This window comes from Planomicrobium sp. CPCC 101110 (genome assembly GCF_007859395.1).
Classification (GTDB): Bacteria; Bacillota; Bacilli; order Bacillales_A; family Planococcaceae; genus Planococcus.
Genome location: NZ_VOHD01000009.1, coordinates 172,700 through 193,321, shown reverse-complemented (window position 1 = coordinate 193,321; position 20,622 = coordinate 172,700). Strand labels below are relative to the sequence as shown.

Sequence of the window (20,622 nt, the reverse complement as noted above, 5' to 3'; positions counted from 1 at the left end):
CAACAAGCTGGAAAAAAGCCGGACAGAATCTGTCCGGCTTTTCTTCATGTTCTTATTATTTCACTTTGATTTCTTCAGTAAGTTTGACCAGTTCGTCGACCAATTCGCCGATGTAGGCGATGGTATCGCGGAGCGGCTGCTCGGTCGTGATATCGACCCCAGCCATCTGGGACAGCTCAACAGGCGTTTTCGTCCCGCCGGCTTTCAATACTTCAATCCAGTCGTCGACAGCAGGTTGTCCTTCTTTCAGGATGCGTTTGGATACTTGCGTGGAAATCGTCAATCCCGCGCTGTATGTGTAAGGGTACAATCCCATATAGTAATGGGGCTGGCGCATCCACGTCAGTTCGGCTCCTGGCGTGATTTCCACAGCATCTCCCCAAAATTCTTCAAGAACACCGCGTTTCAAGTTGTTCAGGATGCCTGCGTTAACGCTTTGGCCTGCATCAATGCGTTCATACACTTTACGCTGATAAGCTGCTTCGAGCAAATGCGTCACAAAGTTATGGTAATAGGTTCTGGCCACAATTGATGAGATGACCCAACGCTTGAATTGCGGATCGTTTGAGCTTTCGAGAAGATGGTTGGCAACGAGCATTTCGTTCATCGTCGACGGCGCCTCGATAAAATACAGGGATGGGCGCGCATTAAATACGTTCTGCTCGCGGTTGGAGTTGTAGAAATGGCCGGCATGGCCCAGTTCATGAGCCAACACAAACACTTCGTTCATGCGTCCTGTCCAGGATATCAGGATATACGGGTGGTCGCCGTAAGGGCTGGAACAAAATGCACCCGTCGATTTCCCTGTGTTTTGGGCGAAATCGATCCAGCGCTCCGAATACGACCGGTCAACCATCTCCAAATAATCCGGGCCCATGATCGCCAGTGCTTCATCGATGTATTTCTTGGATTCTTCCACAGTGATTTCAGGTTCATACGATGGATCCAAAGGAATTTTCAAATCAGCAAATGTCATTTTGCCAAGGCCATGGACTTCTTGCAGCAATTTAGCATACTTGCGCATATGCGGAGCCAATTCCTTCATGATCAAATCAATTTGGCGATGGTAAAGGGAGCGATCCACTTCCTGATTGAACAGCAAATAGTCAAAAATGGTATCGTAGCCGCGCAAATCTGAAGTTGTTTTTTCAGTTTGCAGCTGCATATCGTAAGTTTTCGCTGTCGTATGCTGGTAATCTTTCAGTTTATCGGAAAATGCGTTAAAGGCGGCCCGGCGAAGTTCAACATTCGTTTCGGCTTCCCAGTCGCCCTCAAACGATACATAGCTGAGCGGATAGTTCTTGCCGTTCACTTCAAAATCCTCAAATTTCATATCGACCATTTTGGTGGTGTTGTATAAGCCGTATGGCGCGCTGAAAGTGGACGAATAGGCAGCCAGCGTTTTTTCCACTTCCGGATGCAATTGATACCGTTTTTTGCGGATCAATTTCTCCAAGTAAACTTTGAATTCATCGGATTCGTTCATCGCTTGCTGCAGGGTGTCTTCAGGCAAAGCCAGAAGTTCACTGTTCAGAAAAGCCAGTTTGCTGCTGATTTTTGCGGCGACAGAGCCGAATTTGCTTGAAAGCATTTGGGCGGCATCATTTGTTTGGTCGGTGCTCAATGCCAGACTGGCGTATGTACTTAAAGGAACCAATTTCTCATAAAGTGCAGCATAAGCAGTCAATGCTTCGATAATAGAAGGAGCATCTGCTATTTTTCCTGAATGCTGCTGCTGGAATGCGGCGGCATGTTCTTCAAGCTCGGACAAGGCTTGATAAAATTCTTCTTCTGAAGAAAACAAACTCGTTAAGTCCCATGTATCCTGTACTGGCACTTCTGAACGCGGGGGTAAACTCTTAGCCATAAAATCTCTCCTTTATTACGGAATTCGAACTAATTCTAAGTATAGCCTGCTAAAAAGAAAAAGTAAAAAAATAATTAAAATTTAATAAAGATTCTAATAAATTTTTAAAAAAGAGGTTTAAAGAAAATTGTAAGGGGTATTTTATCTGTACAAGGCAGAACTACCGTAGGAAGAAACGAGTAAGCGAGCAAGTAAGAGAGTCGCTTATAATCGCCTTCAGACGAGGAATTGCACAGCCTTGGCGGAAAATTTGCTTTACTGGCGATTATCACTCTCGTCGGGGACCAACGTTTCATGTGGTTTCTAATTGGAAAGTGTAACAAAAGTAAGACGTAAGTTTTTTGTGTAAGTGCATTTGAAAGACTGGCTGCCACCAATCGTCACCAAAATGTAGATGTGAATCCACAGGCCGGAATGGCAAACAGCAGTCAGAGCAAGTGAACTGTAACAATGGCGAGGGTTTGTTATTCGTCAGAAAATGACAGTTTGTAGAAGGAATTTAATTGAATTTTCCGCGTGCAGAGCCCCTTCAGGAAGAAGGGGAAAGCAAAAGGGAAAGCATGGTCTGATGAAAAGGATCATGCTTTTTCCTTTGGGTTGCAAAAAAGGTTTGAAGCGAAAGGGCTTCAAACCTTTTTTATTTAGGGGAAAAGTTTGAATACTTGCATTAATCCACTAGTGCTGTGATAAGATAAAGAATATTTTGTACTTGGTAAACCGATTGAAAGAGGGTTGTTTTATGGAAGCGGACACGCGACATGCGATACAGGACGATTATGCGAAAGAATTCGCGTGGTGCTATGGCTGCGGCCGGTTGAATCCGCATGGGCACCATTTCCGCACCAGCTGGCAAGGGGAAGAAACGGTGACTTTCTACGAACCAAAAGAAGAACATACCGCCATACCTGGATTTGTCTACGGAGGACTGATCGCTTCGCTGATCGACTGCCATGGCACCGGCTCTGCTTCTTTGGCGCTGCACCGGAAGAATGGCTTTGAACCGGGAAGCGGAGAGGAACCGCCTCGTTTTGTCACTGCTTCTTTGCATGTGGATTTCATGAAACCGACACCAAAAGGAGCAATGTTAAGAGCAATCGGAAAAGTGGAAGAAATTCATCCGAAGAAATTCCGGGTTTCGGTTGAAGTGTTTGCAGGCGAAACGCTTTGCGCGGGAGGAGAGGTAATGGCTGTTGTCATGCCCTCATCTTTCGGAAAGTGACAGGGTTCTTGTCTGTGATGAAAATAGGGGAAAGGCTGTTATGAAAAGTTAAAAAATTTTATAACCAAGTTCACTGGTAAGAATAAAAGGGTTTATTGTATAATACGTTTAATCTTCAAAAAATGAATATTGAAGTTCCAGCTAATTTCTTTTTTAAAAGTTGGCCCTATAAAATTACAGCTCTGGGAGAAACTTCGAGAGTGGCAGTCACTTCATAGATGAGAGGAAGCGAGTAGAAATGAGATATGGTTTTTGGATGCCTATTTTCGGTGGATGGCTTCGCAATGTGGAAGAGGAAAACATGCCCACTACATTTGAATATGCAAAAAAAGTAACGCAGTCAGCAGAAAAATGGGGATACGATACTACCTTAATTGCTGAGTTGAACTTGAATGACATAAAAGGAATGGAAGCTGACTCGCTTGAAGCTTGGTCTACGGCAGCGGCACTTGCAGCCGTGACTGAGAAAATTGAAATTATGACTGCCATTCGCCCTGCTTTCCATAACCCTGCTATCACGGCTAAGATGGCGGCGAACATTGACCAGATCTCCAACGGGCGCTTTACGCTAAACGTCGTTTCCGCATGGTGGGCAGAAGAAGCACGCCAATACGGCGGCGAATTCACGGAGCATGACGAACGCTATGACCGGACAGATGAGTTCCTTGCAGTAGTGAAAGGCATGTGGACCCAGCCGGAGTTTTCATTCAAAGGAAAATATTACGATATTCAGAACGCGCGCTTGGAGCCGAAACCCGTGCAGCGCCCCAACCCGATTTTGTATGCGGGCGGAGAAAGCCCCCGCGGTAAAAAATCGATTGTTGAAAATTGCGATGCTTATGTGATGCATGGCGGAACAGTTGAAGAAATCGAAAAGAAAATACAAGATATGAAAGATCTTCGCAAAGCAGCAGGAAAAGAGCCTCTGCAATCGTTCGGTATGGCAGCATATGTTGTTTGCCGTGATACGGAAGAAGAAGTTAAAGCGGAATATGCGCGCATTGTGGATATGAAGGATTCCAGCGGCTATGTCGGCTATAATGACTTTGTCAGCAAATCGCAGCTTGAGCAGCAGGTGAAATTGGAAGACTATTCGGTATCCAACCGGGGGCTGCGCCCGAATCTGATCGGTACGCCTGAACAAATCGCAGACCGGATACTGGCTTATGAGAAAGCGGGCCTTGATTTATTGCTTCTGCAATTTTCTCCGCAGCTGGAGGAGATGGAACGCTTCTCGCAAAAAGTAATGCCATTGGTGGAAGAGAAAAGAAAAGCGCTTGAGACGCTTTCTAAATAGGAGGACTTTTCATGACAGAAAAAATATATGTAATTCACGAAAATGAAGAATGGACAACCCACTTGTTCAAGCGTTTGGATGAACTGGGCCTGCCGTATGAAAACTGGTTTACCGATGAAGGGCTTGTTGACTTGAACGAAGCGCCGCCAGAAGGCGTATTTTACAGTCGTATGAGTGCTTCCTCGCATACACGCGGCCATCGTTATGCGCCTGAACTTGCAGAATCTTTGTTGGTTTGGCTTGAGCACCATGGACGCAAAGTTTTCAATGGAAGCCGCGCCCTGCGCCTGGAAGTCAGCAAGGTCAATCAGTATATGGCTTTGAACGCAGCGGGCATCCGTACACCGAAAACAATTGCGGCGAACGGCAAAGAGCAAATCGTCAAAGCAGCAGAACAACTTGGAGAATCTTCATTCATCATCAAGCATAACCGTGCAGGGAAAGGGTTGGGCGTTCAATTGTTCCATTCGATGGCAGCATTGCACGAACACTTGGATGGCGGCGGTTTTGAACCGTCCATCGATGGCATCACGCTTGTTCAGCAGTATATCCAAGCGCCGGAACCTTTTATCACGCGCTGTGAATTTGTCGGCGGCAAATTTGTCTATGCGGTGCAAGTGGATACATCGGAAGGCTTTGAATTATGCCCGGCGGATGCCTGCAGCATTGAAGACTTGTTCTGCCCTGTAGGAGAACAAGTGGAAGAAAAGCCTAAGTTCCAGGTGGTGGAAGGATTCAACGATCCAATTATCGGGAAATACGAAGAATTTCTTCGCCAAAACAACATTACCGTGGCGGGAATTGAGTTTATCCGCAACAGTGCGGGTGAGATTTTCACTTACGATGTAAATACTAACACCAACTATAATTCAGATGCAGAAGCGGCAGCCGGTAAATTCGGCATGTTGGAACTGGCGAAATTCCTTGGGAAAGAACTGGAAAGCGTAAAAGTGACTGTCTAATCAATCAAAACCGGACTTATAAAAAGGTCCGGTTTTTCTATGTGTTTAAGCAGAAACGGGGAAGGGAAAAATTATTGCAAGAATTGCATGAACACGGAGGGGTGAAGCAGATGGAAAAGGAAAGGGCACAAGAGAAGGTTGGGCCTGGGGAAGAATCGGATGAAAAGGAAATCCGCTCGCATTTGGACAAAATCTACAGCAACATAGCTTCGAATCGCTATGAAAACCTTCGAACCAGCCATATTGAAAACAAAGCGAAAGAATTGAGGAAGAAAAAACGCTAAAAGGCTGGGTGCACTAAGCACTTGGCCTTTCAGCGTTTTGGGAGCTTTTGGATTTCTTCTGTGACGGCAAAAGCCAAATCGTCATTGCCGAACAGTTGCAGCACTTCTAAAAGAGTGTCGTGTCCAATTTCCATATGTTCCTGGCCGGCTTCTTCCGTCGCTTTCAGCAAAGCGCCGTTTTGTGCTTGTCCAGGATAGGCGCGCTGGTATAAGGCAACAGGATCCACACCATGGTTCAAGCACCATTGCACATAAAGCTGAATCATCGTTTCTTCATCTTGCTGGTATTTTTTGATGATGAATTCATCCCGATTTTTAAAGTCCATCCGCTTGTTCACCTTCCCATCCGTTTTGCTTGTTCTACCATACCAGACAATTTTATCGATTGCATGGACTTCTGCTGTTATTTCCTCTAAAATCTACAGAGGAGAAATACAAGTATTGGAGGGGAAAATATGAAATTAATTCAAGCGCGCAAAGGCCAGTTTGTTTACTATAATAATGAGCTGCACAAAATTTATTCCATTAAGCCCCTAGCTAAAAAATCAATTTTGATGTTTCGGATCAAAGATATGGAGCAAGTGGCAAGCAAAGCGGAAGAGGTAACTTACTACAAACCGAAACATATGGATTCGTTTTTGTTTTTAGGGGCAAAGTATACCCTTCGGGAAGACCGTGCAGCAGAAGAAGGCGGCTATATCTTGATCACCAAGCCGGATCCGGATTATATGGACCATTACTCCTTGAACGAGTTTGAAAAAGTTGAAACGGTCGAAGGGAAAGATGTAATAACCACTCGCCAAAATACAGTAAAAGCCAGGGAGTTTTATGTAATGGTCCCTGGGGAAGAACCCGGCAGCAATGATATAACCTATCAGGACAAATCCAAGGTGCCTGCAGACCTGTTGGAAGAAGACGCAAAGCTGGAAGACACGATAAAAGAAAAGCATGCACTAAGGCCATCCATTGGTGATGTGTATTTGAACTTGGACAATGGAGCGACCGCAATGGTAGTGGCCATTACTCAGGAAGAAGTAACATTAGGGACAGGGGAGCGGCTGACAATCCACGCATTGTATAAAGCCGACAACTGGAATTACTTGTATAGCCTTAACGACGGCGGTTTTATATGAAAAATGGCAGACCATCCCTGGTCTGCCATTTTTCTTTGAATTTGTAAGGCATTGAAATAAGACGGAGGGAATGAATCGGACTAATCAATTATCGGATTTTCGACTTTTAAAGGAGATAAGGCTTTTGTTTCATCCAAGAAAATAAAGGCGTCATAGCGCTGAGAAATTTTGGAGGGGACATAATTGCCATAGGCTTCGAATTCGGGATTGTAGACTACACCGATGGCTCGGTGACCGACCCAATCCTCGAACAGCGGCCGGTTTTCTTCATTGAAAATCAACAATTTATCGTAGGCGCCGGAACGGTGCATAATTTCTTCCCAAGAGTTGATGCGGGCGGGAGGGACGGATATCCGTTCATGCGGGGCTCCCCAGGAATCCGCAGCGATGACGGTGCCTTGATAAGTGCCAAAGCCGACAGCAAAAACATCCTGCGACCGGTTTTGTTCACGCAGTACCTGTCCGACATTGAGCATGCCGTCCCTTTTCATATCAGTTGCCCGGGCATCACCGATATGGGTATTGTGTTCCCAAATGATGATTTTAGCATCGCGTCCGTGATAATCGCACACTTCGTTGATGGCTTCAACCATATGTTCATCACGGATATTCCAGGAAATCTCACCGCTTTGAACCATCGCCCGGTAATAATCCTCCGCGTTTTTTGCGACCAGCGCGTTGATTTCCAAATTCAGGCCGCTTTCCTGATCATCTTTATAATGTTCTTCGTTGCTGCGGATCGAAGACAAGAGTTTGGATACTTCATCGACGCAGACTTCTGTGAAATTCGCGGTGGAAATCGCGTATTTTTCTGGCTGGCGGTTGAATGGCTCGAAGCAGGAAAACGCTTTTTTCGCCAAATCCAAATCTCCTCCGGCTGGATTTGCAACAGTCAAATACTGCACAACTTCCTCCATCGATTCCCATAGGCTGTAAACGTCGATTCCATAAAAACCGACTTGTCGTTCAGTATTCTCGTTGTATTTTTTCAGCCAGCGGGTAAAGTCGGCAATTTCTTCGTTGGCCCACATCCAAGTTGGCCACCGTCTATACGACTGCAGCACTTCCTCAGCGCTTTTGCCGCTGCCGCTATAGCCCCGGATATAGCGGTTGACTTGCTGTGATGACGGCCAGTCGCCCTCGACTGCTATCAACGTGAATCCTTTTTCTTGGATCAGCCTTTTCGATAATTCCGCACGGACGGTATAAAACTCGGATGTGCCATGGCTTGCTTCACCGAGCATGACAATTTTTGCATCTCCAATGGCATCGAGCACCGCCGTCAAATCCTGGGGCGACTGGAACGGCTGCGCGTATTTTTTGACTGCTTCTTCAAGCGGTTGGGACATGGCCAAAACCCCTTTCTGCTGTTTGTTTTAAGTGTTCCACAAAACGGAAGGGGGAGAAACTATAGGGGGAACAAAAAACATCCGCTTTCGCGGATGCTGCTCATTTCGCCAATATGTCCTGGAACTCAGGCGTTTTCTCAATGATTGCATTGGCGAACGGGCACTGGGCATCAATGCTTTTTCCTTCGTCCCTTGCATATTGAACAATTTCCGCCACCAATTTTTTGCCTATTCCTTGGCCTTCCAGTTCTGGGGAGACAACCGTATGATCAACCGTTAACACTTCGCCATCTGGAACATAAGAAATAAAAGCCTTTTCTTCAGAGTTGTCCAAAAAAGAAATTTTATTGTTTTCGTGCTTCATGTCCATTTCCGTTTCCTCCTAAAGGTTGGATTTTATATATGTATTCCCGTTATCTAACGAGATATTCAATGAAAGGCAACTTCCGCCTGAATTTCATATTGAAGTTTTTCGGACAAAAGCCCATACTGTTCGCATAAAGTCGCTTTCACCTCAATCCTTTCTGCAAAAGGAGCAAAGAGACATGAAAAAACTCATCGAAATCGCTGGATTGTCAAAAAACTATAAGGGGCTTCAAGCAGTCGGAAACCTTACGCTAAGCGTCGGTAAAGGAGAGATTTACGGTTTTATCGGGTTGAATGGTTCCGGGAAAACCACGACCATCCGGATGCTTCTGGGAATGATCAAACCGACTTCCGGAACATGCTTTATCCATGGGGAAAAGGTGAGCCTCAGAAATCACGCTATCTGGAAGAAGGTCGGGTATATGGTCGAAACGCCGCACGCCTATCCGGAACTCACGGTAAGAGAAAATTTGCACGCTTTTCGCCGGCTCCGCCTGATTTCTGATCCGGAAGTGGTGGACAACGTGATCAATCGGCTGAAATTGAAGCCTTATGCCGATAAGAAAGCGAAAAACCTCTCATTGGGAAATGCGCAGCGTTTAGGAATCGCCAAAGCTCTTTTGCACAAACCTGAAATTTTAATATTGGATGAGCCGGTCAATGGGCTTGATCCGGCCGGAATTGTAGAGATTAGGGAATTTCTTCGGGAGCTGGCATTTGATGAAGGGGTAGCCATTTTCATTTCGAGCCATCTGCTCACAGAAATCGCCAAAATTGCGACGAAGGTCGGCATTATCCACCAGGGCCGCCTTGTCCAGGAAGTGGAATCTGCCCGGCTGCATCTTCTTTTGAACAGGCGGCTTGTAATAGGGGCGCACGAGAAAGAGGGGGTTCTTGAAGCGATGGCATCTGCCGGATTTGTCTCCTCCTTGAATAGGGATGGATTTATCGAGACATACGATGCAAAAGCGATCCAGCGCCCGGATGACATAGCACGTTTCCTTGTTTATCAGGGCTTTGCTCCGACCCAATTGGCGGTAGAGGAAGAAGATTTAGAAACTTATTTTTTGCGGATTATAGGCCAGAAAGGAGAGGGGGGATTATGAATCCTTTAATGGCTGTGCTGCATGTAGAAGTTTTGAAGCTTCGGAAAGGCAAACTGCTCTGGGCTGTTTTGGCCGCTTTTACCTTCGCTCCATTGATGGGAGGCTTTTTTATGTTTGTCTTGAAGAATCCTGAATTTGCGAAAACTGCAGGCTTGCTTGGCGCGAAAGCCCGGATTGCGGGAGAAGCCAGCTGGCCGGCTTATTTTTCATTGTTGGCCCAAATCATTGCTGTAGGGGGCCTTATCGTTTTCGGCTTTGTAGCAAGCTGGATTTTTGGCAGAGAGTATACAGACAGGACAATAAAAGACCTCTTGGCACTGCCATATCATAGAGGCGTTCTAGTTGCAGCCAAGTTCTTGGCGGTTATGGCCACCACCGGTCTGTTGAGCTTGTATGTTACAGGGTTGGGAATGGTGATCGGATGGGGAATCGGCCTTGCCGGATGGTCACAGTCAGTTTTGCAAAATGGTCTTGCTGCCATAGTGATCACGGCCTTGCTGACCATCAGCTTAAGTGCGCCCGTCGCTTTTTTTGCTTGCTGGGGAAGGGGGTATTTGGCTCCTTTAGGGTTTGTGGTCTTGATGGTCGTGTTTTCGCAAATCATAGCGGCTGTCGGCTATGGCGCCTATTTTCCATGGTCTATTCCGGCCCTGTATAGCGGTGTGGCAGGGGAAGGCTACGATTTAAAGGCCATCAATATTTTCATCGTGCTTGCTGCCAGTTTAGCGGGGGGTGCCGGTACATGGGCCTGGTGGCTATATGCAGACCAATACTAAGTGTTTTGCAAAATCATCATTAACTTCGGCAGTAAAGGGGTATAGCAAAAGCAACGAGGTGATGAAATGGAAAAGCAACCATTAGCGGAAACCGCAGTCAACCAGATTGAGAAAGTATTCGGGAGATACCCGGGCTATCGGCGAGCCCACGCCAGAGGGGATATTTATGAAGGTGTTTTTGCGGCGAATGGAGCAGCATCGGAACTGACGACAGCACCGCATTTCCAGCAAGGGGAAACCAGGGCGCTTGTCCGCTTTTCGCATAGCTCGCCGGATCCCACTTGGACCGATATCATGTCGCCGGTCAAAGGGATGGCGGTCCAGTTTCACTTGCCGGAATCGGCTGTGGCGAATATTGTTGGAGTGAATTCTCCTATTTTTGTAGCTAAAACGCCCGAAGTGTTTACTGAAATGCTCACCATCATGAAATCGTTCAAGAACGGAAAACCACGCATAGCAGACCTGGCTCAATTGGTCGCAAAATATCCGGAAAGCAGAGCGGGCATCGATGTTTTGAAAAAAATGCACGCACCTGCCAGTTTTGCCACTGGGCGTTATCACGCCATCCATGTTTTTTATTTCATTGATGCCCATGGAAACAAAAGACCGGTCAAATATGAATGGGAGCCGGAAGCGGGAGTGGATACGCTGTCGCTGGCAAAAGCCGTATCAATGCCGATTGAATACTACAAAGCCGATTTCGAGGACCGGCTTGCTAAAGGACCGGTCGCCTTTCAATTGAATATCGTCCTTGGGGAAAAAGAGGACCCGACGGACGATCCAACTCAAGAATGGCCTGCCGACCGAAAGAAGCTGGCAATTGGCCGGCTGCTGGTTACGGGAAAAGCGGAAAGCGCCGAAACGGTCATTTTTGATCCGACTGTGGCGACTCAAGGCATCGAATGTTCAGAAGACCGCATCCTGAACTTCCGGAAAGAAGCCTATTCCATTTCCCATGACCGCCGGACAAAAGGAATGTAAAAACCGGAGCCATTATTGGCTCCGGTTTTTTTAAAAGTTAACGGCAGCTGATTTTTGTTTGTGCTTTTTTAATACAACTGGCCTTGGCGGTACAAAATCGTGGATAATCTTCTGACCGAATGGATATAGCAGTTTTGGCGTAGCGGGAACGGATCTCCAAAAAATTGGGGGAAAATCAAATCCATCGTATCTTTCATTTTTTCAAGGAGCAGCCGGTAAACTTCTTCTTCCGAATAGAATTGAGTTTCTCGGCCCTGCAGCCATTCGAAATATGAAACAATGACTCCGCCTGCGTTTGCCAAGATATCCGGAATGATGATAACTCCTTGTTCACTCAGATATTCGTCCGCTTCCTGCGTAACCGGAGCATTCGCTCCTTCAATGATAATGCGTGCCTGAATGTCCTTCATATTCTCCGGATGAATCTGGTTTTCCAGTGCGGCAAGCAAAAGAACATCAACAGGCATCGTCAACAGCTCATCGCGTCCTCTGATTTCCGCTGTCACTTTGGCTTGTTGGAGCTGTTCTTCCGTATTCGGCAAATCCCCGCGGTTGGTTGCCGCGAATTCGACCAATGACAGGATATCCAAACCATCCGCATTATATAATGTGACGTTGCGGTCACTGACCGCTACAACTTTATTGTTGATGTGGGTGCTCTTATAGGCTTCGAGCGCTGCAACAGATCCGACATTTCCAAAGCCTTGTACAGCCATTGTCAATGGCCGGTCATAGTGGGCTAGGGCAGTTGCCGCAAAAATATTGTCAGATGAGTTTAACTGCTGTTCGTTTTCTTTTATGAAGTCGTGCAGCAAATAGCGGAATGTAAAGTAAACGCCTTTGCCCGTCGCTTCTCTTCTGCCGAGTGAACCGCCGTTTTCAATGCTTTTGCCGGTAAAGCTTCCAAGATATGCACTGCCGTTGGTGATCTTCTTATATTCCGTCATCATCCAATCCATTTCACGTGCGCCAGATCCGACATCGGGTGCGGGTATGTCTTTGTCGGGCCCTATGACATCCGAGAAATAGCGTACATATTTACGCGCTATTAAATTCAGCTCTTTTTCCGAGAAATTTCGCGGGTTCAACACGATTCCGCCTTTTCCGCCTCCGAATGGCACACTGTGCAGCGCGTTTTTCAACGTCATCAAAAAAGCCAAGTTGACAACTTCCTCTTCATTAACGCTTTCATGGAAACGGATTCCGCCTTTGTAAGGGCCGAATGCATTGTTATGCTGGACGCGGAAAGAAGGGATTCTGACAACACGCCCATCATCCAATGGAATCCGAAGAAACGATTTGTGAATTTTGTTAGGGGTTGAAAGAATGGAGCTCAATGAAGTGAACGCTTGATTTCTCATGGATCCTTGCAGTTCCGGCAAGAACTCCCGATTTTCCAGCAAGGCATCCAAAGAATCTTGGATGATTGCTTTCGTTTGTTTTTCCATAGGGCTGAGCACCTCCATTTTTTGGGTTTCTTTTTCCTATACCCCGCTTGGTGAAAAGTATGTATATGCTAAAAACCGCCTTCCATTTGATAATCGGAAGGCGGTCACGATTCATTTTTTCGGCTTAACTAATTTAAGCTCTGCGCTCAATGCTTTGAATAACGCAATGACCATCAAAATTATGATGAATGAAAACGGCAAAGCCGCAATGATGATGGTGTTTTGCACGGCGGTCAGGCCGCCTACAGACAGCAGGATTGCCGCTACAAGCGACTGGGCAATGCCCCATAAGATTTTGATCTGGTTGCTTGGCAATAATGACCCGTTTGTCGACTGCATCCCCAGCACGAAAGTGGCGGAATCCGCAGAGGTGATAAAAAACGTGCTGACAAGCAAAATGGCCACGATGGCCATCAATGTACCGATAGGCATTGCACTGAACATCGCGAACAATGTCTGCTCTGTCGGGAAAGCCGTCAAATCAACGCCGCTTTTTTGAATATCAATTGCGGTTGTGCCAAAAGCGGCAAACCAAATCGAGCCAAATACCGTTGGGGCGATTACTACTCCGATTAAAAATTCCCGGATAGTCCGTCCTTTGGAAACGCGGGCGATGAACATGCTGACAAATGGCGCCCATGAAATCCACCAAGCCCAATAAAAGATGGTCCAAGTGTTCAGCCAGCTGCGGTTTTCTGCATCAAGAGGAGCGGATTGGAAACTAAGGCCGATTAAATTCTGGAAATACGCGCCGAATGTTTCAGTGAACATATTCAAAATAAGAATGGTCGGGCCAAGGACCAACACAAGGATCAGCAGCGTGACGGCAAGCACCATATTAGTGTTGGACAAATACTTGATGCCTTTGTTGAGCCCTGACCATGCAGAAATGATGAACAGGACAGTAACGGCACCGATAATAATCATTTGAGCAGTGTAGCTTTGCTCGATGCCGAACAGGTAAGCGAGTCCGCCATTAATTTGAGCAGCACCGAAGCCGAGCGAAGTTGCTACGCCAAAAACAGTGGCAAAAACCGCAAGCACATCGACGAGCGTCCCTAAGGGGCCTTCCATCTTTTTGCCGAAAATCGGCTTCAATGTTGATGAAATTAATGCTGGCTGGCCTTTTCTGAACTGGAAAAAAGCAAGTGATAAAGCGACCATTCCATACATTGCCCAAACATGGATACCCCAGTGGTAGTAAGTTCGCTGCAGCGCTTCTTTAAAAGCTGCATCTGTTCCTGGTTCTGCAGTAGCAGGCTGGATGGCGAAATGGGATAGCGGTTCGGAAGCCCCGTAAAAAACAAGGCCGATTCCCATGCCAGCTGAAAAGAGCATGGAAATCCAAGACAGGGTCGAAAATTCGGGGCGGTCAGCATCTTTGCCGAGCCGGATTTTTCCATAGGGGCTGATGATGATGATAAAAGTGAAAATCAGCAAAAATGCCATGAGCATCAAATAATACCAGCCAAATGAAGTGTCGATGAACGAACGGATATTTCCGGTCACTTTCTCAAACATCTCTGGTGCGATGACTCCAAAGGCAACCGTTAAAACAATTAAAACAAATGTGATGTAAAAAACTTTCGAAGCTTTCTTCATAGATTCCTCCTTAAATGAATAGTCCCAAAGACAATTCTTTAAGGTTACCGAAGGCAGTTAAGTTAGTCAAATGTCAAAAAAATCAATCAGGCGCCCCTTGGCCTGATTGATCATCCCCACTCATCCATTTGTTCTTCTTCGGTCACAATACGAAGGTCGTCTGCAGTAATCGTCAGCACCTCATAATCCGCTTTTTCAGCATAGCGGTCCGCTTCTTTTTTGATGAATTTTGGTGAGCCATCCGTTTCTTCATCATAGACAATAAGAATGCCGTCGGAATTTCGAAGGAAAAACTTATTCTTCTCGATAAACTGCCACGGCGCTTCATACGGTTTGTTCGTCAAACTGCGATGGAAATCTGCTTGTTCAACAATTGTGCGGTACTTTTCCTGCTTGGTTTCATTCCAATTCTTTTCTTGTTCGAGAAAAGGAGTCAGGACGGCATACTTCAAGTCCGGGAATTCTTTTTTCATGTCTATCACTACTTCTGCCGCCCAAGTTTCGACACCAAGCTGTCCGCTCAAAATCACCCATTCAAGCCCTTCGTCAAGCAGGGAACGAAGACGGTTTTCCAGCGCTTTTTTGATAAAGCGGATTCCAGGGTTTTTGTCGTCGAATATTCCTAGTTCATGTTGCTTGTATCCAGTGATCACTAAACGTTTCAGCATAGCAGCCGCCCCTTTCCTGTATAAGGATAGTTTACCATGCCAATGGCATACTTTCTTCGGCGGGAGCTGAAATTAAAGCTGATAAAGACGGAATAATCGAATTACTTGTGCTAAAATAGCCTCAATAAAGGGGGAGAGATATGGTCAGTTTAAGCGATGTGCAAAAAGCGCAAAAGGAACTGAAGGGCATCATTCACCAAACGCCGGTTTTAACGTCGGCTTTACTGGATGCAAAAAGCGGAAACCGCATTCACCTCAAATCGGAACATCTTCAAAAAACCGGCTCTTTCAAATTGCGCGGTGCTGCCAATGCGGTCATACATGCAGTCAGAGAAGGCGCCCGTCTTGTTACCGCGGCCTCATCCGGCAATCATGGACAAGCTGTCGCATATATTGCTGCGGAGCTCGGGATTCCAGCAATTATTGTCGTTCCCGAAGATGCAAACCGCGTAAAAGTCGCAGCGATCAAAGCATACAATGGAGAAGTTGTATATTGCGGCACCACTTCCGCTGAAAGGATACCAAGAGCGATTCAGCTTGCCGAAGAAAACAATGGATTTTATGTGCCGCCTTACGATCATCCGCATATTATCGCCGGCCAAGGCACGGTTGGATTGGAATTGCTCGATCAAGTACCGGAAGCGGACACCCTTGTAGTTCCGGTCGGTGGAGGCGGTTTGATTGCCGGCATCTTGACGGCTGTTAAAGCAGTCAAGCCACATTTGAGGGTGATTGCGGCTGAACCGGAAATCGCTAACGATACGTATTTATCGCTTGCTGCCAACAGGATTACAGCGATTCAAGGAACTGAGACAATCGCTGACGGGCTGCGGACTTCCCAGCCAGGCGATTTGACTTTCCCGATTCTGCAGGAGCATTTGGATGGAATCGTCTTGGTGTCGGAAGATGAGATCAAAGAAGCATTTCAGTTTATGGTCGAGCGGACAAAACAGCTCATCGAACCTTCAAGCGCCGTAGCGATTGCTGCTATACTTTCCGGAAAATTTGAAGCTGCCGGCAAAAATATTGCCGCAATTTTGTCCGGCGGCAATGTGGACCTTCGGCAGCTGGAGCAATTTTTGCCAACTCTGCCTGAGAGCTGAAAACAGAATGAAATGCCTTGTTTAGCGTGTTGCTGAACGGGAAAACAAGTTGAAATGAAGTGTCGGGAAGAGGCTTGAAAACGCCAGGCAATAGCTGTACATATGAAAGGAGGCATATTACATGAGCAAGAACAAACAGCCGCATAAAAAAATGGGGAAAGAATGGAAAAGGTCAGGATGACCAAGGTGAAAAAAGAAGACACGGAAAAATGAATGATGAATGTCCCTCAAGTTACTATAGAGCTTGAGGGACATTTTATTTTAGAAAAAATTGGACAGGCGTTCAAAGGCTGTAACGGCTTGTATTCTGGCTGCCAAAGCGCCAGTGGACAGATTCTGTATTTTGCACAAATCAAACAGTCAGTTTAAAACAGCTGACGGAAATTCAGATATGAATGCAATGGCATTGGTTATGCTGGATAAAAATCGGCAGCCGCAACACAGAAAGGAGAGGGAATGGATGGCCCATGAAACAACTGTGAAAGTGCGATTTAGCGAAACGGATGCGCTGGGGCACATCAGCAGCATCAGCTATTTTATCTATTTGGAAGAAGCCCGTACTGACTTTTTTCAAGAACTTGGATTAGGTGCAGATATTGCTGATTGGAAAATCATTCTGATTTCGGCCCAATGCGATTTTGTCCGCCAAGGGCATTTCAACCAGCGGCTGAAAATTGCCACGGAAGTCAGCCGTCTTGGCGATTCAAGTTTCATGCTGGCGCATCAAATTACGGACGAAAAGACAGGTGAATTGATCGCCAAAGGAGAAGCGGGGGCTGTTTACTTCAACTTTAAAAAACAAAAAAGTGAAAGGTTGCCCGCTGAATTGAAAGAGAAACTGGAAAAGTACTTGGGGAAGGATAAAAGAGAGCACAAAGCATAAAAATGTCATTTGCTATGATACGATTTGTGCAATTTCCCGGGAAATAGCAACGGTAGACGTCATTCACCGGATTTCCCTTTATAGACTTAATTCTAGTAGGAGCAGAATTGTGGCGCAATTGAAAAATTTGCGCCACAATGAATATTATTACAGGCAATGAAAAGGAGAAACGCTGATGAAGATTCTTATTGTGGGAGCTGGTGCAATCGGCGGGTATTTTGGCGGCCGGTTGCTTGAAAAAGGGGAAGATGTCACATTTTTAGTGCGTGAAAAACGAAAAGCGCAGCTTGAGGAAACAGGATTGAAGATTAAAAGCGTCAACGGCGACAGCCGCTTAGTCCCGAAATTGATAACTGCAGAAAATGCTGGCGCAACTTTTGATGTGGTTGTCATTTCGACGAAGTCTTATCAGCTTCGAGGCGCGATTGAAGATATCCGTCCGTTTGTTGGAGAAGGGACGATGATTTTGCCGCTGCTGAATGGCATTGCGCATATTGATGTTTTAATAGAAGCATTCGGCGATAGCGCAGTTATCGGCGGTCTATGCTTTATCGAATCAACACTTGACGAAAACGGTGCTGTTATCCAGACGAGTCCGATAAACCAACTTGTCTACGGAGAACGCACGGGGGAAAAGACAGAGCGTGTAATGAAACTGCAAAAAGCATTCGAAGGCACGAAAGCCGAGTTTATTTTTAGTGAAAAGATCAATCAGGATATGTGGCATAAGTATTTGTTCATTGCTGCAATGTCTGGGATTACCGCTGCAATGGAATCGCCGATCGGCCCGATCCGTGACTTGGAGACGGGACGTCGGACAATTGCTGCATTTATCAAGGAACTTGCTGAGATAATGTTCAAAATAGGCGCGCCTGTCAAAGAAACGATAGCGCAAGAACAAATAGAAAAAATCAATGCAATGGCAGCCGGCATGAAATCCTCCATGCAGCGTGACGTAGAAAAATCACTGCCGATTGAGGCGGAGCACCTGCAGGGATATCTGCTGGAAAAGGCGAACGAACACAACGTGGATGTCCCGATTCTTGAAACGATTTATACCAAGCTGATGCTTTATGAACAAACATACATAAAGTCCAAAAAGGATGAACGATAATATAAAGCGGAAGAGGAGCGGATGGCAGAAGTGAAAGCATTTGTAATCGAAGCGGGAGAATTGAAGATCAAAAACATGGAAGAACCGAAAGCGCGGGCTGGTGAAGTTGTGGTCTCTCTTCGGACAGCGGGATTGAATCGCCGGGATTTAGGGTTGGTAAGGCGGCATGGCAACCATCCGGAGGCGCTGATCATCGGTTCGGATGGCGCTGGCGTTATTGAATCGGTCGGCGAAGGAGTAACGAATGTTTCTGTAGGAGACGAAGTGATTGTGAACCCGGCTTTGCGTTGGTATGAAAACAGCGATGCACCGCCGGAAGGGTTCGACATTCTCGGCATGCCAGACCATGGAACATTTGCTGAAAAAATTGTATTGTCGGCTGAGCAAGTGGAGCCAAAACCGGACTACTTGTCATGGGAAGAAGCGGGTTCTTTGGCGTTGGCTGCGTTGACAGGCTACCGGGCGCTGTTTACAAAAGGGGGAGTCCAAAAAGGCGACACCGTCTTTATTCCAGGGGCGGGAGGCGGAGTGGCCACTTATCTGATTCAATTTGCGAAAAACGCCGGAGCAAAGGTCATTGCAACGTCGAGAAGCAAAGAAAAACTGGAGCAAGCCAAAGAGGCGGGAGCGGACATTGCCATCGATACGGCAAGCGACTGGAAGACAGAGCTTTCAGGAGAAACCATTGACCTTGTTATTGACAGCGTAGGGCGCGCAACATTCAACCGTTCGCTTGAAGTGTTGAAAAAAGGCGGGCGCATCGTTATTTTCGGTGCAACGACAGAAGATAATGTTGATTTCAATCTGCGGCAATTCTTCTACGGCCAGTATCAGCTGTTCGGATCGACGATGGGCAGCAGGGAAGAGCTGCGCGATATGCTCGCCCACATCGAACAGCACAACACCCACTCACACGTCGACAAAGTGTTCCGGCTGGAAGACGCCCAGGCGGCATTCGACCACTTGTCGGAAGGGCGGCAATTCGGTAAAGTGGTTTTGCAGATCGACCAATGAGAAAATGAAACTTTTCAACCGGTCATCCGTATAATAGGTATCAGAAAATGACTGGAGATGAAACAGATGCAAAATACCGGATTGAAAGTGCTTGTCCATGCCAGTGCCTTTTTTGCTCCGTTTTTAGTGCCATTTATCGTCTTTCTTATCACGGATGACCATGAAGTGAAGAAACTATCCATCCAAGCCCTGTTATTCCAAGTTGCCATGGGGATCTTGCTGTTTATTTCTTCGCTGCTGACAGTCATCATCATCGGCATCCCGATGTTGATCGTCTTCGGAATCATGACAGTCATCGTCCCGATCCTAGGCATCATCAGAGCATTGAACGGCGACCGATTCGATTACCCGATCGTAGGAAGCTGGTACCAATAAAAAAACGTCCAAAAGGACGTTTTTTTATTGCGACGAAGCTAGCGAAGCGATGCAGCGGTTTTTCATGTCTCGAAGCTAGCGGAGCGATGCAGAGACAGGAGCAATAGGTTTTGGTTTTTACTGCGACGAAGCTAGCGAAGCGATGCAGCGATTTTTCATGTCTCGAAGCTAGCGGAGCGATGCAGAGACAGGAGCAATAGGTTTTGGTTTTTACTGCGACGAAGCAGCGAAGCGATGCAGCGGTTTTTCATGTCTCGAAGCTAGCGGAGCGATGCAGAGACAGGAGCAATGAATCCTTAAGTGCACCAGCCAATATCAGTCCCGAAAAACCCGGCCATCTCAGAGGTGGCCGGGTTTTTCATTCAAAAATATATGACAGGGCTTTGAGGGCTTGATCGACGGTAGCAACAGTAGCGCTCGCTTTTCGGGATAGCTCTTTTAACGGATGGTGCAGATTTTCGGGTCGAATGATGATCAGCGGCTTGCCGGCAGCAATTGCGGAACTGGCATCCATGGCAGTATTCCATTGTTTATACTGCTCGCCAAAAAAAGCGATGACAAGATCCGCTTTATGGATCAAAACGCCGGTCCGCAGATTGTTGAAACTGGAGGCAGTCATATCCTTGACCAACGCGTTGGGCTGTTTGCCAAGAATTTCTTCGCCGATATTGTCCGAGCGCTCATGATTTTCCATGGGTCCGACAAAATCAACAGGAAGCCTTAATGCCAATGCTTTTTTCTTGAGTTCTTCGCGCCATGCGCTGTGAATTTCTCCGGCCAGGTAAACAGTCAATCTCATGCTAATCCCTCCAACAGCCATTTCTTTCAGTTTAACATATTTGGAGGTCGAATCAGATGATCAACCGTTCTTTTCGCGTTACAGGAATCAATGAAAGCACATTATCCACTTTAAACGTGCGTTTCTTGTTCCGCAGAAAGCAGTAGGCCTGAAATGCATCGCCGCTCACTTTCAATATTTTAATCCGGCGCTTGCTGATGGAGCCGTCGTTTGCCATGTACATCATGTCGATGAGCTGTTGGTGCTTAAAAGCTTTAAGGATCTGTGCTTTCATGA

General features: G+C 46.5%; 22 protein-coding genes. 13 read left to right on the top strand and 9 right to left on the bottom strand.

Going from position 1 to position 20,622, the window contains the following annotated elements; all coding sequences use genetic code 11:
- Positions 1 to 55 precede the first annotated feature (55 nt).
- The gene (pepF, locus tag FQV30_RS14965) at positions 56 to 1,867 is read right to left on the bottom strand and encodes an oligoendopeptidase F (RefSeq protein WP_146500955.1); all 1,812 of its coding nucleotides are present in this window, start codon (positions 1,865 to 1,867) and stop codon (positions 56 to 58) included.
- Between the two features lie 739 nt (positions 1,868 to 2,606).
- Here pepF and FQV30_RS14960 point away from each other — a divergent pair.
- From FQV30_RS14960 to FQV30_RS18020, 4 genes are all read left to right on the top strand, one after another.
- Positions 2,607 to 3,086 carry a PaaI family thioesterase gene (locus FQV30_RS14960; RefSeq protein ID WP_146500954.1) on the top strand — a complete coding sequence of 160 codons (480 nt, stop codon included), beginning with the start codon at positions 2,607 to 2,609 and terminating at the stop codon, positions 3,084 to 3,086.
- Positions 3,087 to 3,324: 238 nt separating this feature from the next.
- Positions 3,325 to 4,383 (top strand): LLM class flavin-dependent oxidoreductase, encoded by a 1,059-nt coding sequence (locus FQV30_RS14955; RefSeq protein ID WP_146500953.1) that lies wholly within the window; start codon positions 3,325 to 3,327, stop codon positions 4,381 to 4,383.
- Positions 4,384 to 4,394: 11 nt separating this feature from the next.
- On the top strand, positions 4,395 to 5,345 hold the full coding sequence (locus tag FQV30_RS14950; protein ID WP_146500952.1) for an ATP-grasp domain-containing protein: 951 nt from the start codon (positions 4,395 to 4,397) through the stop codon (positions 5,343 to 5,345).
- Positions 5,346 to 5,455: 110 nt separating this feature from the next.
- Positions 5,456 to 5,629: a hypothetical protein gene (locus FQV30_RS18020; protein WP_186725688.1), complete on the top strand. Its 174-nt coding sequence runs from the start codon at positions 5,456 to 5,458 to the stop codon at positions 5,627 to 5,629.
- 29 nt (positions 5,630 to 5,658) lie between these two features.
- Here FQV30_RS18020 and FQV30_RS14945 read toward each other — a convergent pair whose 3' ends face one another.
- Positions 5,659 to 5,955 carry a hypothetical protein gene (locus FQV30_RS14945; protein WP_146500951.1) on the bottom strand — a complete coding sequence of 99 codons (297 nt, stop codon included), beginning with the start codon at positions 5,953 to 5,955 and terminating at the stop codon, positions 5,659 to 5,661.
- Positions 5,956 to 6,084: 129 nt separating this feature from the next.
- On the opposite strand from FQV30_RS14945, the gene FQV30_RS14940 reads away from it, so the two are divergent.
- Positions 6,085 to 6,762, top strand: coding sequence for a hypothetical protein (locus tag FQV30_RS14940; protein WP_146500950.1), 678 nt, complete (start codon positions 6,085 to 6,087; stop codon positions 6,760 to 6,762).
- 80 nt (positions 6,763 to 6,842) lie between these two features.
- On the opposite strand, the gene FQV30_RS14935 is transcribed toward FQV30_RS14940, so the two are convergent.
- Together FQV30_RS14935 and FQV30_RS14930 are read right to left on the bottom strand one after the other, a co-directional pair.
- Positions 6,843 to 8,111, bottom strand: coding sequence for an erythromycin esterase family protein (locus tag FQV30_RS14935; RefSeq protein WP_146500949.1), 1,269 nt, complete (start codon positions 8,109 to 8,111; stop codon positions 6,843 to 6,845).
- A gap of 100 nt (positions 8,112 to 8,211) precedes the next feature.
- Complete coding sequence (locus FQV30_RS14930) at positions 8,212 to 8,481, bottom strand: GNAT family N-acetyltransferase (protein ID WP_146500948.1); 270 nt, start codon at positions 8,479 to 8,481, stop codon at positions 8,212 to 8,214.
- Positions 8,482 to 8,656: 175 nt separating this feature from the next.
- Here FQV30_RS14930 and FQV30_RS14925 point away from each other — a divergent pair, with 175 nt between their 5' ends.
- The 3 genes from FQV30_RS14925 to FQV30_RS14915 all read left to right on the top strand — a co-directional run bounded on the left by FQV30_RS14925 (position 8,657) and on the right by FQV30_RS14915 (position 11,340).
- The gene (locus FQV30_RS14925) at positions 8,657 to 9,583 is read left to right on the top strand and encodes an ABC transporter ATP-binding protein (RefSeq protein WP_146500947.1); all 927 of its coding nucleotides are present in this window, start codon (positions 8,657 to 8,659) and stop codon (positions 9,581 to 9,583) included.
- On the top strand, positions 9,580 to 10,359 hold the full coding sequence (locus tag FQV30_RS14920; protein ID WP_146500946.1) for an ABC transporter permease: 780 nt from the start codon (positions 9,580 to 9,582) through the stop codon (positions 10,357 to 10,359). Before FQV30_RS14925 ends, FQV30_RS14920 begins: the two co-directional genes overlap by 4 nt.
- Positions 10,360 to 10,425: 66 nt before the next feature.
- Positions 10,426 to 11,340 carry a catalase family peroxidase gene (locus FQV30_RS14915; protein WP_146500945.1) on the top strand — a complete coding sequence of 305 codons (915 nt, stop codon included), beginning with the start codon at positions 10,426 to 10,428 and terminating at the stop codon, positions 11,338 to 11,340.
- A 68-nt stretch (positions 11,341 to 11,408) separates the two neighbouring features.
- Here FQV30_RS14915 and FQV30_RS14910 read toward each other — a convergent pair whose 3' ends face one another.
- The 3 genes from FQV30_RS14910 to FQV30_RS14900 all read right to left on the bottom strand — a co-directional run bounded on the left by FQV30_RS14910 (position 11,409) and on the right by FQV30_RS14900 (position 15,058).
- The gene (locus tag FQV30_RS14910) at positions 11,409 to 12,788 is read right to left on the bottom strand and encodes a Glu/Leu/Phe/Val family dehydrogenase (RefSeq protein WP_146500944.1); all 1,380 of its coding nucleotides are present in this window, start codon (positions 12,786 to 12,788) and stop codon (positions 11,409 to 11,411) included.
- Positions 12,789 to 12,899: 111 nt separating this feature from the next.
- Positions 12,900 to 14,390: a glycine betaine uptake BCCT transporter gene (locus tag FQV30_RS14905; RefSeq protein ID WP_146500943.1), complete on the bottom strand. Its 1,491-nt coding sequence runs from the start codon at positions 14,388 to 14,390 to the stop codon at positions 12,900 to 12,902.
- A gap of 110 nt (positions 14,391 to 14,500) precedes the next feature.
- On the bottom strand, positions 14,501 to 15,058 hold the full coding sequence (locus FQV30_RS14900; RefSeq protein WP_146500942.1) for an SLOG family protein: 558 nt from the start codon (positions 15,056 to 15,058) through the stop codon (positions 14,501 to 14,503).
- 140 nt (positions 15,059 to 15,198) lie between these two features.
- Between FQV30_RS14900 and FQV30_RS14895 the strand changes: the two genes are divergently transcribed.
- The 5 genes from FQV30_RS14895 (at position 15,199) to FQV30_RS14875 (ending at position 19,547) form a co-directional block, all read left to right on the top strand.
- A complete protein-coding gene (locus tag FQV30_RS14895) occupies positions 15,199 to 16,161 on the top strand; it encodes a threonine ammonia-lyase (RefSeq protein ID WP_146500941.1) in 963 nt (320 codons plus the stop codon).
- 460 nt (positions 16,162 to 16,621) lie between these two features.
- Positions 16,622 to 17,044 carry an acyl-CoA thioesterase gene (locus tag FQV30_RS14890; protein ID WP_146500940.1) on the top strand — a complete coding sequence of 141 codons (423 nt, stop codon included), beginning with the start codon at positions 16,622 to 16,624 and terminating at the stop codon, positions 17,042 to 17,044.
- A gap of 175 nt (positions 17,045 to 17,219) precedes the next feature.
- Positions 17,220 to 18,158, top strand: a complete 939-nt coding sequence (locus tag FQV30_RS14885; protein WP_146500939.1) for a ketopantoate reductase family protein — start codon at positions 17,220 to 17,222, stop codon at positions 18,156 to 18,158.
- Positions 18,159 to 18,188: 30 nt separating this feature from the next.
- A complete protein-coding gene (locus tag FQV30_RS14880) occupies positions 18,189 to 19,172 on the top strand; it encodes a zinc-binding dehydrogenase (protein ID WP_146501100.1) in 984 nt (327 codons plus the stop codon).
- A 66-nt stretch (positions 19,173 to 19,238) separates the two neighbouring features.
- Positions 19,239 to 19,547 (top strand): DUF4870 domain-containing protein, encoded by a 309-nt coding sequence (locus tag FQV30_RS14875; RefSeq protein ID WP_146500938.1) that lies wholly within the window; start codon positions 19,239 to 19,241, stop codon positions 19,545 to 19,547.
- Between the two features lie 358 nt (positions 19,548 to 19,905).
- Here the strand turns inward: FQV30_RS14875 and FQV30_RS14870 are convergent, their stop codons facing one another.
- Together FQV30_RS14870 and FQV30_RS14865 are read right to left on the bottom strand one after the other, a co-directional pair.
- Positions 19,906 to 20,346, bottom strand: coding sequence for a YtoQ family protein (locus FQV30_RS14870; RefSeq protein ID WP_146500937.1), 441 nt, complete (start codon positions 20,344 to 20,346; stop codon positions 19,906 to 19,908).
- A gap of 52 nt (positions 20,347 to 20,398) precedes the next feature.
- Positions 20,399 to 20,620, bottom strand: a complete 222-nt coding sequence (locus tag FQV30_RS14865) for a transcriptional regulator (RefSeq protein WP_146500936.1) — start codon at positions 20,618 to 20,620, stop codon at positions 20,399 to 20,401.
- Positions 20,621 to 20,622 lie beyond the last annotated feature (2 nt).

What these genes read in the sequence shown, in the direction of transcription:
- pepF (WP_146500955.1), bottom strand. Translation starts at nt 1,867, where the DNA reads ATGGCTAAGAGTTTACCCCCGCGTTCAGAAGTGCCAGTACAGGATACA.
- FQV30_RS14960 (WP_146500954.1), top strand. Translation starts at nt 2,607, where the DNA reads ATGGAAGCGGACACGCGACATGCGATACAGGACGATTATGCGAAAGAA.
- FQV30_RS14955 (WP_146500953.1), top strand. Translation starts at nt 3,325, where the DNA reads ATGAGATATGGTTTTTGGATGCCTATTTTCGGTGGATGGCTTCGCAAT.
- FQV30_RS14950 (WP_146500952.1), top strand. Translation starts at nt 4,395, where the DNA reads ATGACAGAAAAAATATATGTAATTCACGAAAATGAAGAATGGACAACC.
- FQV30_RS18020 (WP_186725688.1), top strand. Translation starts at nt 5,456, where the DNA reads ATGGAAAAGGAAAGGGCACAAGAGAAGGTTGGGCCTGGGGAAGAATCG.
- FQV30_RS14945 (WP_146500951.1), bottom strand. Translation starts at nt 5,955, where the DNA reads ATGGACTTTAAAAATCGGGATGAATTCATCATCAAAAAATACCAGCAA.
- FQV30_RS14940 (WP_146500950.1), top strand. Translation starts at nt 6,085, where the DNA reads ATGAAATTAATTCAAGCGCGCAAAGGCCAGTTTGTTTACTATAATAAT.
- FQV30_RS14935 (WP_146500949.1), bottom strand. Translation starts at nt 8,111, where the DNA reads ATGTCCCAACCGCTTGAAGAAGCAGTCAAAAAATACGCGCAGCCGTTC.
- FQV30_RS14930 (WP_146500948.1), bottom strand. Translation starts at nt 8,481, where the DNA reads ATGGACATGAAGCACGAAAACAATAAAATTTCTTTTTTGGACAACTCT.
- FQV30_RS14925 (WP_146500947.1), top strand. Translation starts at nt 8,657, where the DNA reads ATGAAAAAACTCATCGAAATCGCTGGATTGTCAAAAAACTATAAGGGG.
- FQV30_RS14920 (WP_146500946.1), top strand. Translation starts at nt 9,580, where the DNA reads ATGAATCCTTTAATGGCTGTGCTGCATGTAGAAGTTTTGAAGCTTCGG.
- FQV30_RS14915 (WP_146500945.1), top strand. Translation starts at nt 10,426, where the DNA reads ATGGAAAAGCAACCATTAGCGGAAACCGCAGTCAACCAGATTGAGAAA.
- FQV30_RS14910 (WP_146500944.1), bottom strand. Translation starts at nt 12,788, where the DNA reads ATGGAAAAACAAACGAAAGCAATCATCCAAGATTCTTTGGATGCCTTG.
- FQV30_RS14905 (WP_146500943.1), bottom strand. Translation starts at nt 14,390, where the DNA reads ATGAAGAAAGCTTCGAAAGTTTTTTACATCACATTTGTTTTAATTGTT.
- FQV30_RS14900 (WP_146500942.1), bottom strand. Translation starts at nt 15,058, where the DNA reads ATGCTGAAACGTTTAGTGATCACTGGATACAAGCAACATGAACTAGGA.
- FQV30_RS14895 (WP_146500941.1), top strand. Translation starts at nt 15,199, where the DNA reads ATGGTCAGTTTAAGCGATGTGCAAAAAGCGCAAAAGGAACTGAAGGGC.
- FQV30_RS14890 (WP_146500940.1), top strand. Translation starts at nt 16,622, where the DNA reads ATGGCCCATGAAACAACTGTGAAAGTGCGATTTAGCGAAACGGATGCG.
- FQV30_RS14885 (WP_146500939.1), top strand. Translation starts at nt 17,220, where the DNA reads ATGAAGATTCTTATTGTGGGAGCTGGTGCAATCGGCGGGTATTTTGGC.
- FQV30_RS14875 (WP_146500938.1), top strand. Translation starts at nt 19,239, where the DNA reads ATGCAAAATACCGGATTGAAAGTGCTTGTCCATGCCAGTGCCTTTTTT.
- FQV30_RS14870 (WP_146500937.1), bottom strand. Translation starts at nt 20,346, where the DNA reads ATGAGATTGACTGTTTACCTGGCCGGAGAAATTCACAGCGCATGGCGC.
- FQV30_RS14865 (WP_146500936.1), bottom strand. Translation starts at nt 20,620, where the DNA reads ATGAAAGCACAGATCCTTAAAGCTTTTAAGCACCAACAGCTCATCGAC.